The organism is Promicromonospora sp. NPDC050880, from assembly GCF_044456525.1.
Taxonomy (GTDB): Bacteria; Actinomycetota; Actinomycetes; order Actinomycetales; family Cellulomonadaceae; genus Promicromonospora.
In genome coordinates, this window is the sequence record NZ_JBITFV010000027.1 from 20802 (window position 1) to 35142 (window position 14341).

Genomic DNA, 14341 nt, shown 5'->3' on the forward strand with positions numbered 1-14341 from the left:
CACATCTCGGCGTCGAGCGGCGTCTTAAGGGAGCAAGCACGTTCCGCTCACCTGGAGGTCCACGTGACCAGCATTCTCCGTTCGAAGACCCTTCGGTTCACCGGCATCGGCGTCGCGGTGACGACCCTGTGCGTCACCGGTGCCGGGATGGCGGCCGCGGCCAACCCGGCCTCGGCCTTCGGCCAGGCGGTCGGCACCGCCGTGCACGCCGCCGGCGTCGACTGGTCCGACCTGCCCGACGGCTACACGCAGGCGCAGTACGAGGCGTTCTGGGGCGCCGAGTACAGCGGCGAGGACCTCGCCGCGCTGCAGGAGCTCTGGTCGCTCGACGAGACCGAGGCCAAGTCCCGCGCCGGCCAGGCCATCCTCGACGGCGAGCAGCTCCCGTTCGCACCCGGCACGCACACCACCCCCGAGCTCCCCGCGGACGAGCAGGCGGCGACCGCCGCGTTCCTCGACGCCGGCTACACGTCCGAGGACGTCGAGGAGCTGAGCGCCCTGTGGGACACCGAGTACGTGGAGACCAAGGTCCGCGCCGGCCAGATGGTGCTTGACGGCGAGGACCTGCCCCTGGACGCTGCCACGACGTCCGGTAGCTGATCCGTGCGCCCGGCACCGCCGACGACTCGCCAGGAGGCGGCCATCGACACCCTCACGCTGCGTATCGGCTTCGAGATCGAGCTGCTCGCGCCCGCCGGCTCCGACCGGCAGGTGCTGGCACGTGCTCTCGCCGCCCGGACCGGCGGTGAGGTGCGCCGGTCCTTCCACACCGACAGCGAGCCGTCGGCGGTGCCGGGCGTCGGCGTCTTCCGCCACCTCTCCCCGGCGTTCGACGTGGTCGACGGCGACGGTGCTCCCGTGGCGAGGCTCGTGGACGACATCACCCTGGTGGCCGACCTGGCCGGAACCACCACCAGGCCCGGGCACCGCGGGTGGTACCGGGTGCTGTGCGACGAGCCGCGCCTGCTGCGGCTGATCGAGCGGTCGACCGATCCCGGCGCCGCCCTGCCCGAGGTGCTGGCACCGGTGGCCGAGCTCTTCGGCACCCGGGTGGAGATGAGGGGCGGGGCGGCACGGGTGAACGACACCGCGGGAGCCACGGTCGCCGTCGCCATGCCGCTGCCGGCCGGGCGCGAGCGGCCCTGCGAGATCGTCACCCCGCCGGTCGGCGCGAACCACGGCGCGGTGCTCGACGGGCTGCTGGGCACCGCGCGCGACCTCGGCTTCACCGTGCCCGCCGAGGCCGCCGTCCACCTGCACCTGGACGGCGCACCGTTCCGGCGGCCCGCGGCGTTCGCCAACCTGGTCCGGCTCTTCGGGCACTGGCGCGAGCCGCTGTGGGAGGCGCTGGGCACCAACCCGGCCTGTCGCCGCCTGGCTCCGCTGCCCGCGGAGCTGCTCCGGCTCGTGGAGCGTCCGGTCCCGCCCGGGGCCGGCCGGACCTGGGCGGAGCTGGCCGCGGGCGCCCGCGAGATCGGGCTGACGAAGTACGCCGACGTGAACCTCACCCAGCTCGTCGCCCCGCACCCGGTCCGGGACACGGTCGAGGTACGGATCCTGCCCGGGGCGCTGGAGAGCGAGGACGTCCTCCGGAGAGCCGCGCTCGTCGAGGGCCTGGTACGGCGGTGCCTCGACGACGCGCCCGTCCCGCGACCGGGCGCCGCGGCGGCGTCCGACCCGGTCGCCGCACTGCGGGCGCTCGCGGCGGACGGGGCCGGCCGATGACGAGCCGGACGCGACCGGCCCCGGTTCCTGTGCGCGGCCCGGACGGGGAGAACCAGGCCGGGACGCTGGGCGAGCTGGTGCGGACGCACCTGCCCGGCCTGATCCGGTACGCGACCGTGCTGGTGGGCGACCAGCACACCGCCGCGGACCTGGTGCAGGAGGTGCTGCTGCGAGCGCACCAGCGGTGGCACCGCATCGCCCTGACCGAGCGGCCCGACCTGTACCTGCGGCGCATGGTCACCAACGAGCACCTGTCCTGGCGCAGGCGCTGGCACGTGCGGATGATCCGCCCGACCGCGGACGACGCCCTGGCCGGCCACGCCGGCGCCGGCGGTGACCCCGCGGAGAACCTCGCCCGGCAGGACGCCGTCTGGCACCGCCTCGCGCAGCTCCCCGCCCGTCAGCGCACGGTGCTCGTACTGCGCTACTACGAGGGGCTGGCCGACGCCGAGATCGCTACCGTGCTCGATACGTCGCCGGCCACCGTCCGTTCCCACGCCTCGCGTGCCCTGGCCACGCTCCGCAGCACCGATCCGACCCTCATGGAGGCACCATGACCCAGGACCGCACCGCCGGCACGCCGGCGCAGGGACCCCGGCAGGGCGAGGACGGGCCCGACGACCTCGCCCTGCACATCGCAGCGGCCCTGAGGTCACGTGAGCCCGGCGACGACGACGTCGCGGCGACCGCCCGGCGGATCGCCGACCGCCTCGCGGCGGTCGACGGCCGGGACGGCGTCGTGCCGCCGCACCGGCGCGTGGGCGCCATAGCGGTCACGGGCGTGGTCGCGTCGGCCCTGGGCGTGGTGGGCGCGGGGGCGGCCGCCGCGGCAGACCCCTACACCCCGTTCGCGGTCGCCGTGGACGGTATCGCCCAGGCCGTCGGCGTCGAGTGGTCGTCCATGCCCCGCGGCTACACGCGCGAGCAGCACGACGCGTTCTGGGGCGCCGAGTACACGGCGGCAGACCTCGAGGACCTCCGTGAGCTGTGGCATGTCGATGCGCTGGAGGCCAAGGCCCGCGCGGGCCAGATGATCCTCGACGGGGAGAAGCTCCCGGTGGCGCCCGGCGGGACCGCGGCCGACGGCTCGCCCGCGCCGTACCTGGACGAGGCGGAGGAGGAGGCCTACCGCGAGGCCGGGTACACGTTCGAGGACGCGGAGCGGCTCGCGGAGCTGTGGCGCGTCGACGCCTACGAGGCGAAGGCGCGCGCCGCCGAGATGCTGCTCGACGGCGAGACGCCCCCGCTGCCCTGACTCAGGACGGCTCGGTCAGCGCCTGTGTGCCGATCACGGCGAGCAGGTCGAGCAGCTCGGCGCTGTCCGTGCCGGGCGTGGGGGTGAACCACAGCAGCCGTTGCCGGCCGTCCTCGCTGAACAGGTTGAGGCAGTTGACATCGATCAGACCGAGCTCGGGATGGCTGATGCGCTTGCGGCCCCGGCGTCGGAACGCCACGTCGTGCCTGTCCCAGAGCCGCGCGAACTCTGCCGAACCCTCCTGCAGCTCGGCGATCATCGACCGTGCCTCGGTGTCCCTGCTGCCCCGGCGGGCGGCTCCCGCGCGGAGGTCGGCGACGAAGGCCCGGGACTGGGCGTCATGGTCGGCCTCGGGGTAGACGGCGCGGGACGCCGGGTCCATGAACCAGCGGTAGGCGAAGCTGGCCTGCCTGCCGGTGAAGCGGGAGTGATCGCCCACCAGGGCGACGGCGAGCGGGTTCTGCACCAGCGTCACGTGCAGGTCGGTGATGATCTTCGCGGGCGTCGGGCCCAGGCGGGTGAGCAGGTCCAGCATCCCGGGATCGACGTGCGAGGCGGGGCTGCCCGCGGGCGGCACGGGCCGCTCGGCCAGGTGGTAGAGGTGGTTCCACTCGTCGTCGGTCAGCCGCAGCGCCCGGCCCAGTGCGGCGAGCATCTGCTCGGAGGGCTGGGAGCCGGCGCCGCGTTCCAGCTCGTTGTAGTAGTCCACCGAGGCGCCCGCCAGCTGGGCCACCTCGTCCCGCCGCAGGCCGGGCACGCGGCGCCGGGGACCGGGCACCAGCCCGACGTCCTCGGGCCGGATCCGATCGCGGCGCGAGCGCAGGAACGCGCCCAGCTCGGCGTACCCGGTGGTTCTCATGCCCCGAGTATCACGTGCGCGGGGCGGCGGTCACAGGGGATCACGTCCCCTGGTTCACGCCTGCGAGGTCTTGCACCGTGGGTTCCTCGCGAACAGACCACGCAGAGACCACGAACAGACGGAGGATCCACCGTGACCAGACAGCTCCTTGCCCCACGACCCCGCGCGACCGTTGCCGTGCTCGCCGTCGGTGCGATGCTGGCGGCGTGCACCGCCGCGCCGGCCTCGTCCCGGACGTCCGCCGACCGGACGGGCGCCTGGCAGGAGCGTGCGCCCATGGCCCTGGAACGCCAGGAGCTCTACCCCGAGGTCGTCGACGACCTGATCTACGTGGCCGGGGGACTCCTCAACCCCAACACCGGGGTGTCCGCCCACTTCGACGCCTACGACCCGGTCGCCGACGCCTGGCAGCGGCTGGCGACGCTGCCGCAGGCCAGGCACCACATCGGCCTGGCCGAGGCGGACGGCTCCCTCTACGCCGTCGGCGGGTTCAGCGGCGGGTTCCCCCGGTGGCGGGCAGAGCCGGACACCTTCGTCTACTCGCCGGACGACGACACCTGGTCCACCGGCGTCGACCTGCCGGAACCGCGTGCCGAGTTCGTGATCGAGAGCGTGCGGGACCAGGTGTTCGTCATCGGCGGGCGGGTCCGGGAGACACCCGACGCCACGACGTTCACGACCCACGTCGACAGCGACAGGAACGAGATGTTCGACCCGGCGACCGGAACGTGGACCCGACTCGCTCCTGCCCCGACCCTGCGGAACAGCGCCGCGTCGGCGGTCGTCGACGACCGGATCTACGTGATCGGCGGCCGGGAGTTCTCGCTCGCCGAGGACGGCTCCGCCGTCCAGGAGAACGTCGCGACGGTCGAGGTGTACGACCCGGCCACCGACGAGTGGGAGACGGTCGCCCCGCTGCCCGAGGCTCGCGGTGGTCTGGCCGCGGCCGTGCACGGCGGTTCGGTCTACGTGTTCGGCGGCGAGCAGCACCACCCGGAGCCGCTGGTCTACGACGACGTCTGGCGGTACGACCCGGAGGCCGACGAGTGGACCGAGGTGGGAAACCTGCCCACGCCGCGGCACGGTCTCGGCGCCGCCACGGTCGGTGACGTCGTCTACACCTTCGGCGGGGGCACCGAGGTGGGCGGGAACTTCGCCGTCGCGCGCACCGAGGCGTTCACGCCGGAGTGACGCGTCATCGCCGGGGCTCCGCAGTGTCCAGGGAGGTGATGCCCGCACCACCAGCAGACCGAGGAGCCCGCCGTGATCGTCCGGATGATCGAGTGTGACAGCTGTGCCCGCTGGGACCGGGTCGTCGAGGGCCGTCCCTCCCCGGGAACGCTGCGTGACCGGGGATGGCGGCTGTGGCAGTCCGGCCGGGCCGGGTGGCGGCACCTGTGTCCCGAGTGCGTCCGGGTGCTCGAGGGCTCTCGCCGGTCCGGCGACGGCGCGGCGCCGCGCCAGGCGCAGGGCCCCCGTTCCCTGTCGGCCGGCAAGGTCGACACCGAGCTCGCGCGGATGGTCGCGGAGGGCGAGGGCTGGGTCTTCGACGCCCAGGACCACCTGCGGACCGCGGACGGGCGGCCCGTGGCGAGGAGCATCGAGCTGGCCGCCGCCGCGATGCGGGCGCAGGGTTGGTTCGCCCCGGACGGCTCGGTGCGGTGGGACCAGGTCGAGGCCGTGGGCAGCGTCGAGACGTGCGTGCGGCGCGCCGCGTACGCGCTCGAGGCGCTCTGACAGTCCCGTGACGGCCGCTGCCACCCACCTCCGTGTGCCCGACGTCACCGTTGACCCGCGCAACGGCGCCCCGCACGATGGATCGCGAACATGTTCCCGCGACGGGGACGCCCCCGCGCGCGTGACGCCGGAGCGGCCCTCGCCCCGTCTCCCCGTGCGATGCGCCGGAAAGTCGATCTGATGTCCGCTACCTCTGCCCAGGCGCCTGCCGGCGACGAGTCCGATGTCGCGCTCGCCGAGCGGGTCCGGTCCGGCGACGAGCAGGCGTTCGCGGTGCTCTGGGAGCGGCACGCCGAGGCCGCGGCGCGTGCGGCGCGCCAGATCACGCAGCGGTTCGACCCGGACGACCTGGTCCAGGAGGCGTTCGTCCGGATCTTGTCCGCGCTCCGTGGCGGGAACGGACCACGGGAGGCCTTCCGCCCGTACCTCTACGCCGTGCTGCGCAACATCTCGATGAACTGGGCGCGGGACCGCGCGGACGAGCCGCCGCTCGACGACCTGGTGGCGTCCATGGACCCGGACGCCATGTTCGAGGACCCGCTGCTCGCGCGGACCATCACCGGTCGTGCCTTCAGCAGCCTCCGTCCGGAGTGGCGGTCCATCCTCTGGTACACCGAGGTCGAGGGCGTCCCGGCCCGCGAGGCGGCGGCCTACCTCGGTGTCACCCCGAACGCGGCGGCCGCGCTCGCCTACCGCGCACGCGAGGGCCTGCGGGTGGCGTGGCTGCAGGCGCACGTGCAGGCGGCGGCGGTCGACGGCGACTGCCGCTGGGTGGCGGAGCGCGTGGGCGCCTACCAGCGGGGCGGGCTGGGCCGGCGCGAGTCCGGCCGGCTGGAGGAGCACGTCGCGACCTGCCCCGCCTGCTCGGTCCTCGTGGCCGAGGTCTCCGAGCTCTCGCACAGCCTGCGTGCGGTGCTGGTCCCGGTGCTGGTCCCGGTGGTCCTGGGATCGGGTGTGCTGTGGCCGGCTGCCGGGGCCGGGGGCGGCGCCGTCGTCGGGGGAGCCGGGGCCGTGTCGCACGGTGGCGGGTCGGGTGGCGCCGGGCTCGCCGGGGGCGGGGGAGCCGCTGGGACCTCGGCGGCGTCCGCGGCGACCGCCACGCTCGCGGCGGTCGCCGTGGCGGCAGTGGCCGTGCTGGGCGCCAGCGCGTTGATCAACCGTCCGCGGCCGGACGTCGTCGCGGAGGCCGCGGCGAGCACGGCCCCGGAGGAGGAGCCGAGGCGGCCCGGGGAGCGGCCGGCCGGGCGCGGCGGGTCGCCCGCCGCACCCGGCCAGGACGACGACGCCGGCCGGGGCCCGGCCCGCACGGCCACGCCGGAGCGCGCCGAGGCACCGCCGGCGGCCGTCGCCGACCCCGGTCGGTCGAGCACCGCCGAACCCGCCGGGAGGCCGGGCAGTGCCGAGCCGGCCGGTTCCGACCTCGCCCCGACACCGGAGCCGACCGCCGTACCCGAGCCGACGGCGCCGGTCTCGCCGTCGCCCGAGCCGACGGTCCTGCCGACACCTGAACCAGAGCCTGAACCTGAACCGGAGCCCGAACCGACGCCCGTCCTGGCCGCGCCGTCGGTCACGCGGGTCCAGGACCGCGGCCTGTACCTCCCGACGGTCCACGGGACCGGGGTCCCGGGGGCCGAGGTCGTCCTCGTGGACGGGTCCGGGCTCCCCGTGGGCAGCACGCTGGCGGACGAGGACGGGCGGTGGGCGGCGACCGTGCAGGACGATGCACCGGTCGCCGAGGGGACCATCCTGCGGGCACGGCAGGAGTCGGACGGACAGGTCTCGCCCCTGAGCGACACCATCGGTCCGCTGCGCCTGAGCACGCCCACGATCCTCGACCTCGCGGACGGGAGCGCCGCACCCGTGGTCGCCCTGTCCGGGAAGGACGGCGCCGAGGTCGAGATACTGGTCGACGGCGTGCGGGCCGCCGTCGTCCGGGCGGCCGGCTACGGGCCCGAGCTGCTGGTCCTGTACGGGCTGGCACCGGGTGAGCACACGCTGGGGGTGCGCTACCTGGACCCGGCCCAGAAGCTGGTCGGGGCGCGGGTCGAGCGGACGTTCACCGTGGTGCCGGGCGTCTCCGGTGACCCGGACCTCGCGGCCGGTCCGTGAGCAGCGGTTCCGGTAGGCGGTAGCCCGGCGTCATCGTTCGCGGTCGGCCGTGTCCAGGTTCGCGGAACCACCCGCGAGCTCGAAGGACAGGCAGATGACGAGTAGGGCGCGGCACCGCCGCCATCTGGTGGCGGTCCCGGAGCCGCTCCAGGACGACACCGCGATCCGTCGTGCACGGGCCATGGCCGCCGAGCTCGACGCGGAGGCGCACCCGGCCATCGGCCCGAGCACCACGCTCGGCGGGGACGGGCTCGCCGTCTCGCTGCTCGATGCCGGGCGTGCTCGCCTCGTCGTCGTGATCGAGCGCCTCCCGGGCGAACCGGCGCGCTGGGCCTACACCGTCGCGGGGTTCGCTGCGGACGGCGCCGCGACGGGCCACGACGTCACGGAGAGCCACGAGGACGCGCTGCGCACCGCGCGCGACGTGCTGGCCGCTCCCGGGTAGCGCGCGGATCTCCGCGTTCCCGCGTCATCGGCAGGGCGCGGGCGTGTCCTGGGTGGTGTGAGGTCCGAGGTACGAGAGGAGAGCTCATGCGCGTCATGCTCGTGACGGCGACCGGGGGAGGCCTGTCCCAGCTCGTGTCATTGCGGGCCTGGTGGGGTCGGCACGACCGCCACTGGGTCACCGTGGAGGAGCCGTACGCCCGCGCCGCGCTGGCGGGCGAGGAGGTCACGTGGGCCTACGGTCCTGACCGTCGGGGCCGCGGGCACACCGTCCGCAACACGGTGCTCGCGCTCCGGCTGCTGCGGGTGGAACGGCCCGACGTGGTCGTGGCGACCGGCGGACGGCTCGCGGCGTCGTACCTCCTCGCGGCCCGCCTCCTCGGCATCCGGTCGGCCTACCTCGAGGCCGTCGACCGGATCGACGCCCCCACACCCGCCGGCCGCCTCTGCTACCCGCTGGCCGACGTCGTCTGCACGCAGCGCGCGGCGCAGGAGACGCTCTACCCCGCGGCCGTCACGATCGGGACCGCGCTGTGACCGGCCACGGGGCGGGCGACGCCCCGCTCCGGGTCGTCGTGTCGGTCGGCACCGGCCCCTACCCCTTCGACCGGCTGGTGCGCGCCGTCGACGCCTGGGCGCAGGACTGGGGCGAGCTCCATCACCGTCCGGTGGACCTGTGGGTCCAGCACGGCCACAGCGAGCCTCCGCAGCGCGGGCAGGCCGTGCGCACCGTCGTGCGCGGGGAGCTCGTCGACCGGTTCCTGACGGCGGACGTGCTGGTCACGCACGGCGGTGCCGCAACGGTCCTGGACGCGAACGCGGTCGGGCGCCGCCCGGTCGTGGTCCCGCGCCGCCGTCACCTCCGTGAGCACGAGGACGACCACCAGCTCACCTCCGGGCTCGCGCTCGCCGACCAGGGCCACGTCTGGCTGGCGCCGACGGTCCCGGAGATCGCGATACAGCTCTCGCGGATGGCCGCCGACCCGGCCACGGGCGTCGTGCCGCCCCGGCAGCACGGCACGCGTGCGGCGGCGCTGCGCCTCGAGCACGAGCTCGACCGGATCACCGGCACGAGCCGGCCCGCGGGCACCACGTTGCGGCGGCTCGTCGCGGTCACCCGGCGCCGGGACGAGCACCGGGGTCCGCGGCCGTCGGCACCCCGGCACGCACGATGAGACGAGGGCTCGGCGGGACACGGTGGTGCGAGCCGCCGTGGCAGGTCAGCGGTCCTTCCCCGCCGCGACGGCGGCGTGGTCCCGCGTCCCTACGACTTCTGCGGCGGGCAGTGCCGCGGCCAGCTCGAGCCGCTCGGCCTGCGACAGCTCCACCGACGCCGCCCCGAGGTTCTCGTTCACCCGTGACCGGCGGCGCATCCCGGGGATCGGTACCGCGCCCTCGGCGATGACCCAGGCGAGCGCGATCTGCGCCAGGCTCGCCCCGTGGCGCCGAGCGATCGCGGCGACCCGCTCGACCAGCCGGCGGTTGGCGGCGAACGCCTCGGGCTGGAAGCGGGGGAGGGTGCGCCGGGCGTCGTCGTCTGCGAGATCGTCGAGCGACGTCACGCTGTCGGTGAGCACACCGCGCCCGAGCGGGGAGAACGCCACCAGGCCGATGCCGAGCTCGCGCATGGTCGCGAGCTCCTCGTTGTGCAGCACGTCCCGGGCGAACAGCGAGAACTCCGACTGCACGGCGGCCAGGGGATGGACGGCGTGCGCACGGCGGATGGTCGGGGCCGATGCCTCCGACAGGCCGATGTGCCGCACCTTGCCCTCCGCGACCAGCTCCGCCATCGCCCCGACCGACTCCTCGATCGGTACGTCCGGATCCACCCGGTGCAGGTAGTAGAGGTCGATGTGGTCCGTCCCGAGATGCTGCAGGGAGCGGTGCGCCGCCTTGCGGATGTACTCCGGGGTGCCGTTGCGACCGTGGACCGTGCCGTCGTCGTCGGTCTCCGCGGAGGCCTTCGTCGCGAGGATCACCTGATCGCGGCGTGAGCCGAGCGCACGGGCGATCAGCTTCTCGTTCTCGAACGGGCCGTACGCCTCGGCGGTGTCGATGAAGTTCACTCCGGTGTCCACGGCGTGGCGGAGCGTCGCGATCGACTCCGCCTCGTCGCTCGGACCGTAGTAGGCGCTCATGCCCATCGCGCCCAGGCCGATCGGTGGCACCCGGAGGTCGTCGCCGAGCAGCACCGGTTCGAGGGTGCGGGCGTGGTCATGCGTCATCAGGTGTCTCTTCCCTGTCGGCCACGTACGCGCGGTACGCGGCGATCTTCCGGTCCAGTGCCGCCAGGTGCTCCTCCGTCCGTCTCAGGCGCGCGACGACGACCTGCCGGTGCGCCTCGAAGAGCTCCAGACGCTGCCGCTCCGTGCCGGCGGTCCGGCTCAGTGCCGCGACCTGGCGGATCTCCGCGATCGGCATCCCGGTCTCGCGCAGCATGACCAGGCCGGCGAGCCAGTCGAGGTCGCCGCGGCGGAAGCGACGGTGTCCGTTGCTGCGGCGGGGCGTGGGGTCGAGCAGCAGGCCCTCGCGCTCGTAGTAGCGCACGGCCTGCACGCTCAGGCCGACGGCGGCTGCGGCATCACCGATCGACAGGCCCGTCTCGGGGACGTCGACATCGAGCTGCGGGGTCAGGGCGGGTGGCACACGATCCATGACACAACCTGTAGCGCGCTACAGGTCAAGCCGCCTGCGCTGCTCCGCGGCGGATCAGCGCGTCGCCGCACGCTACAGCGGTTCCCCGGGCGTACGGGCAGAGCAAGCTCGCCCTGGGCACGCTGACGCTGGACCTCGCCGGCCAGCACGATCCCGGGCGGCTGAGCGCCACGTGCCTGCCGCGGCACGCATCACCGGACGGTACTTCGACCGGACCCGCGAGAGCCGGATGCACCCGCAGGCCTACGACGCCGACGCGCGGGCCCGGCTCCGGGACGTGACGGAACGGCTGCTGCCCTGAACGACGCCGGTCCGGCCGTGCTGGAGGCGCAGCGGCGCCTGCGCGACCTCGACGTGCGAGTGGGCGAAGCGGGTGGCGACAGTGGAGACACCGTTCGCACGGGGCGGGGCGGGCGGTTCCAGTGGTGCGGGTCCCCGAGGGCGGGGGTTCGTGCCGTGCCGAGTCGACCGAGGGAGCAGGGCTATGTTCTTCCATCGCCAGGAGCTGCAGCACGAGGTCAAGCCAGAACGGCCCGACGCCGTGTACGCGCGCAAGCTGCAGGAGGTGCTCGGTGGTCAGTACGGGGAGATCACCGTGGCGATGCAGTACGGGTTCCAGTCCTGGAACGCGCACATGCCCGGCAAGTACCGCGACCTGCTGTACGGGATCGGTGCCGAGGAGATGGGGCATGTGGAGATGCTCGCGACGATGATCGCCCAGCTGTTGGAGAAGGCGCCGCTGGGCGTGACCGAGGGCGCGATGCAGGAGGACCCGACGGTCGCGGCGATCATCGGTGGTACCGATCCGCAGCACGCGATCGTGGCCGGTGCGGGAGCGCGGCCGGTCGACTCCAACGGCAACCCGTGGTCGGCCGGGTACGTGACAGCCAGCGGCAACCTGCTGGCCGACTTCACGGCGAACGCGAACGCCGAGATGCAGGGCCGGCTGCAGGTGGCCCGGCTCTACCACATGACCGACGACCCGGGTGTGCGGGACCTGCTGTCGTTCCTGCTGGCCCGGGACACGATGCACCAGAACCAGTGGATCGCTGCGGCGGCGGAGCTGCGCGCGGAGGGCGTGGAAGACCTGCCGGTGCCGAGCACGTTCCCGATCGGCAAGGAGGACCGCGACGTGTCCTACCAGTACATCAACTTCTCGGACGGGCAGTCCGCGGGCGAGGGCTCCTGGGCCAGCGGTCCGACGCCGGACGGCAAGGGCGAGTTCGAGTACCTGCCGGAGCCGCCCGCGGGCGTGCCGGCCCCGCCGCCCACGAAGCCCGACGTACGGCTGCACGGGACCACGGGCATGCCGGAGCCGGTGGAGAAGGCGATGGGCGCCGCCCAGGACGCGCTCCACAAGGAGTGACCCGGCCGGACGTCGGGGGAGTGCGCGTGGGCACGGACGTGAGACCCGGGCCGCGCACCGCGCGCCTGCGCGCAGCGGCCGGTCAGGGCAGCACGGCGATGTCGCCCGTCGCCTGGGCCAGCAGCGTCACGCAGACCACGGCGACCGCCATACCCAGGCCGAACGGTGCGCGGCTGCGTGGCCGGGCCACGGACGTGACCCCGGCCGCGACGGCGAGCGCGGCGGCCAGAGCGCCGCCCGTCCACGCCAGGGGCGACGGCTGCCCGGCGGGCCCGGCCACCACGACGGCCGCCGCGGTCACGAGCAGACCCGGCCCGAGCACGCCCGAGGCCCGGCGCCCGATCCGGTGCGGCAGGCCGCGGACACCTGTGGCGGCGTCGTCCTCGAGGTCGGGCAGGGTGTTGGCGACGTGTGCGCCGACGCCGAGCAGCGCGACCGCGGCGACCGCCCACCCCGCGGGGACGCGCGGGCCGGGCGCCGCGAGCACCACGGTGACGGCGAGCAACGCGAACGAGGTCGCGTAGGGCACCCACGACCACGCCGTCGCCTTGAGCCGGGCGTTGTACGCCCACGCCGACGCCACGGCGACGAGGTGCGCGGCGCCCGGCACGAGCCCGAGCGCGAGGGAGGAGACGACGCACACCGCCGCCGCGAGCACCGCCGCACGCCGCAGCGTGCGCGGGGTCACGAGACCCGCCACGACCGGCTTGTCGCGGCGTCCGACCGCGAGGTCGCGCGCCGCGTCGATCCAGTCGTTGGACCAGCCCACCGACAGCTGCCCTGCGCCGACGGCGGCGGCCACGAGCGCCACGGTGCCCGGCGGCGACCCGAGAGCCACGGCGAGCGCCGTCGCCAGGCCGGTCACCACGACGGCGGGCGCGGCGTGGCTCGCCCGCACGAGCCCGACCAGGCTGCCCGCACGGCGGGCGGCCGCGGCGCCAGGCCGGCGGCCGCGTTCCGGGTCGGTCGTCCGTCCGCCGGGCGTGCCCGCCGAGGTCATGCGCCGAACCTAGCCGCACCTCCGGCCGCTCGCAGCGTGTCCGCCCACGCACGGCTCGCCGGGCAAGTGAACCGCCCCTGGGCCACGATGCCGGTATGGCGGATACCGGGAAGTCCTGCGTCGTGGCGGTCGAGCCGGTCCTGCCGGAGCACGTGTACGAGCAGGAGGCGATCACGGCCGCCGTCGGGCCGCTGGTGGCGTCCGACCCGGGCCGGGCCGCGCTGCTGCGCCGCCTGCACGCGGGCTCCGGCGTCGACCACCGCCACCTGGTGCTGCCGCTCGAGGACTACGCGGCCCTGCACTCGCTGGGTGAGACCAACGCCATCTTCGTCCGCGAGGGGGCAGCGCTCGCGGAGCGGGCGTGCCGCGGCGCCCTGGACAGCGCGGGCCTGGGACCGCAGGACGTCGACCACGTCTTCGCCACGTCCGTGACGGGTGTCGCGGCGCCCTCGCTCGACGTGCTCCTCGCCGAGCGGCTCGGCCTGCGCAGCGACGTGCGTCGCACACCGTCGTTCGGGCTGGGCTGCGCGGGCGGCGCCGGGGGACTGGCACGCGTGCACGACCACCTGCTGGGCCGGCCCGACGACGTCGCCCTCCTCGTCTCGGTGGAGCTGTGCTCGCTGACGCTCCAGCACGGCGACGACTCGGCCGCGAACATGGTGGCGTCCGGCCTGTTCGGTGACGGCGCCGCGGCGGTCGTCGTCGTCGGCGCCCGGCACCCCCTGGCGCGGGAGGGCGACGACCGGCGGACGACGATCGTGGACACGCGGTCGCGGCTGTACCCCGGCACCACGGACGCGCTCGGCTGGGAGGTCCGCGACACCGGGTTCGCGATCGTGCTCTCGGCCGGCCTGCCGGACCTGCTCGCCGCCCACCTGCTCGCGGACGTCAAGGGGCTGCTCGCCGACCACGACCTGACCCCGGCCGACGTGCCCACGTGGGTGGTGCACGCGGGCGGGCCGCGCGTGATCGACGCGGTCCGCGACACGCTGGACCTGTCCGAGGACGCGGTGCGCGAGAGCCGTGCGAGCCTGGCCTGCGCGGGCAACCTGTCCTCGTCGTCGGTGCTCGACGTGCTCGCCCGGACGCTCGCCCACCCGGGCGCGCCACCGGGCTCGCCCGCCGTGCTCATGGCGTTCGGACCCGGCGTCGCGTGCGAGCTGGTGCTGCTACGGATGGGAGGCCGGTGAC

The 14341-nt window shown here is 74.9% G+C and carries 17 protein-coding genes; 13 read left to right on the top strand and 4 right to left on the bottom strand.

What is annotated here, in order from left to right; all coding sequences use genetic code 11:
* Nucleotides 1-63 precede the first annotated feature (63 nt).
* Genes ACIBBF_RS24795 through ACIBBF_RS24810 form a run of 4 tightly spaced genes read left to right on the top strand, consistent with a single transcriptional unit; the run spans nt 64 to nt 2980 of the window.
* On the top strand, nt 64-600 hold the full coding sequence (locus ACIBBF_RS24795) for a hypothetical protein (protein ID WP_397418794.1): 537 nt from the start codon (nt 64-66) through the stop codon (nt 598-600).
* A gap of 3 nt (nt 601-603) precedes the next feature.
* A complete protein-coding gene (locus ACIBBF_RS24800; RefSeq protein WP_397418796.1) occupies nt 604-1725 on the top strand; it encodes an amidoligase family protein in 1122 nt (373 codons plus the stop codon).
* A complete protein-coding gene (locus ACIBBF_RS24805) occupies nt 1722-2282 on the top strand; it encodes an RNA polymerase sigma factor (protein WP_397418798.1) in 561 nt (186 codons plus the stop codon). The genes ACIBBF_RS24800 and ACIBBF_RS24805 overlap by 4 nt, the downstream gene beginning before the upstream one ends.
* Nucleotides 2279-2980, top strand: a complete 702-nt coding sequence (locus ACIBBF_RS24810; RefSeq protein WP_397418800.1) for a hypothetical protein — start codon at nt 2279-2281, stop codon at nt 2978-2980. The genes ACIBBF_RS24805 and ACIBBF_RS24810 overlap by 4 nt, the downstream gene beginning before the upstream one ends.
* A gap of 1 nt (nt 2981) precedes the next feature.
* On the opposite strand, the gene ACIBBF_RS24815 is transcribed toward ACIBBF_RS24810, so the two are convergent.
* Nucleotides 2982-3839 (bottom strand): helix-turn-helix transcriptional regulator, encoded by an 858-nt coding sequence (locus ACIBBF_RS24815; RefSeq protein ID WP_397418802.1) that lies wholly within the window; start codon nt 3837-3839, stop codon nt 2982-2984.
* Nucleotides 3840-3971: 132 nt separating this feature from the next.
* Here ACIBBF_RS24815 and ACIBBF_RS24820 point away from each other — a divergent pair, with 132 nt between their 5' ends.
* The 6 genes from ACIBBF_RS24820 (at nt 3972) to ACIBBF_RS24845 (ending at nt 9304) form a co-directional block, all read left to right on the top strand.
* On the top strand, nt 3972-5030 hold the full coding sequence (locus ACIBBF_RS24820; RefSeq protein ID WP_397418804.1) for a Kelch repeat-containing protein: 1059 nt from the start codon (nt 3972-3974) through the stop codon (nt 5028-5030).
* A 72-nt stretch (nt 5031-5102) separates the two neighbouring features.
* Nucleotides 5103-5576: a hypothetical protein gene (locus ACIBBF_RS24825; protein ID WP_397418806.1), complete on the top strand. Its 474-nt coding sequence runs from the start codon at nt 5103-5105 to the stop codon at nt 5574-5576.
* 180 nt (nt 5577-5756) lie between these two features.
* On the top strand, nt 5757-7685 hold the full coding sequence (locus ACIBBF_RS24830; RefSeq protein WP_397418808.1) for a sigma-70 family RNA polymerase sigma factor: 1929 nt from the start codon (nt 5757-5759) through the stop codon (nt 7683-7685).
* Between the two features lie 94 nt (nt 7686-7779).
* On the top strand, nt 7780-8130 hold the full coding sequence (locus ACIBBF_RS24835; RefSeq protein WP_397418810.1) for a hypothetical protein: 351 nt from the start codon (nt 7780-7782) through the stop codon (nt 8128-8130).
* An 86-nt stretch (nt 8131-8216) separates the two neighbouring features.
* Nucleotides 8217-8666, top strand: a complete 450-nt coding sequence (locus tag ACIBBF_RS24840; protein ID WP_397418812.1) for a UDP-N-acetylglucosamine--LPS N-acetylglucosamine transferase — start codon at nt 8217-8219, stop codon at nt 8664-8666.
* On the top strand, nt 8663-9304 hold the full coding sequence (locus tag ACIBBF_RS24845; protein ID WP_397418814.1) for a glycosyltransferase: 642 nt from the start codon (nt 8663-8665) through the stop codon (nt 9302-9304). Before ACIBBF_RS24840 ends, ACIBBF_RS24845 begins: the two co-directional genes overlap by 4 nt.
* 45 nt (nt 9305-9349) lie before the next feature.
* Here ACIBBF_RS24845 and ACIBBF_RS24850 read toward each other — a convergent pair whose 3' ends face one another.
* Nucleotides 9350-10354 (bottom strand): aldo/keto reductase, encoded by a 1005-nt coding sequence (locus ACIBBF_RS24850; RefSeq protein ID WP_397418816.1) that lies wholly within the window; start codon nt 10352-10354, stop codon nt 9350-9352.
* Nucleotides 10344-10784, bottom strand: a complete 441-nt coding sequence (locus ACIBBF_RS24855; RefSeq protein WP_397418818.1) for a MerR family transcriptional regulator — start codon at nt 10782-10784, stop codon at nt 10344-10346. The genes ACIBBF_RS24850 and ACIBBF_RS24855 overlap by 11 nt, the downstream gene beginning before the upstream one ends.
* Nucleotides 10785-10956: 172 nt before the next feature.
* Here ACIBBF_RS24855 and ACIBBF_RS24860 point away from each other — a divergent pair, with 172 nt between their 5' ends.
* Both ACIBBF_RS24860 and ACIBBF_RS24865 read left to right on the top strand, forming a co-directional pair.
* Nucleotides 10957-11085 carry a hypothetical protein gene (locus tag ACIBBF_RS24860; RefSeq protein ID WP_397418820.1) on the top strand — a complete coding sequence of 43 codons (129 nt, stop codon included), beginning with the start codon at nt 10957-10959 and terminating at the stop codon, nt 11083-11085.
* Nucleotides 11086-11268: 183 nt separating this feature from the next.
* Nucleotides 11269-12150, top strand: a complete 882-nt coding sequence (locus tag ACIBBF_RS24865; RefSeq protein WP_397418822.1) for a manganese catalase family protein — start codon at nt 11269-11271, stop codon at nt 12148-12150.
* Between the two features lie 82 nt (nt 12151-12232).
* On the opposite strand, the gene ACIBBF_RS24870 is transcribed toward ACIBBF_RS24865, so the two are convergent.
* A complete protein-coding gene (locus ACIBBF_RS24870; protein ID WP_397418824.1) occupies nt 12233-13150 on the bottom strand; it encodes a UbiA family prenyltransferase in 918 nt (305 codons plus the stop codon).
* Nucleotides 13151-13245: 95 nt separating this feature from the next.
* Between ACIBBF_RS24870 and ACIBBF_RS24875 the strand changes: the two genes are divergently transcribed.
* Nucleotides 13246-14340 (top strand): type III polyketide synthase, encoded by a 1095-nt coding sequence (locus tag ACIBBF_RS24875; RefSeq protein ID WP_397418826.1) that lies wholly within the window; start codon nt 13246-13248, stop codon nt 14338-14340.
* Nucleotide 14341 lies beyond the last annotated feature (1 nt).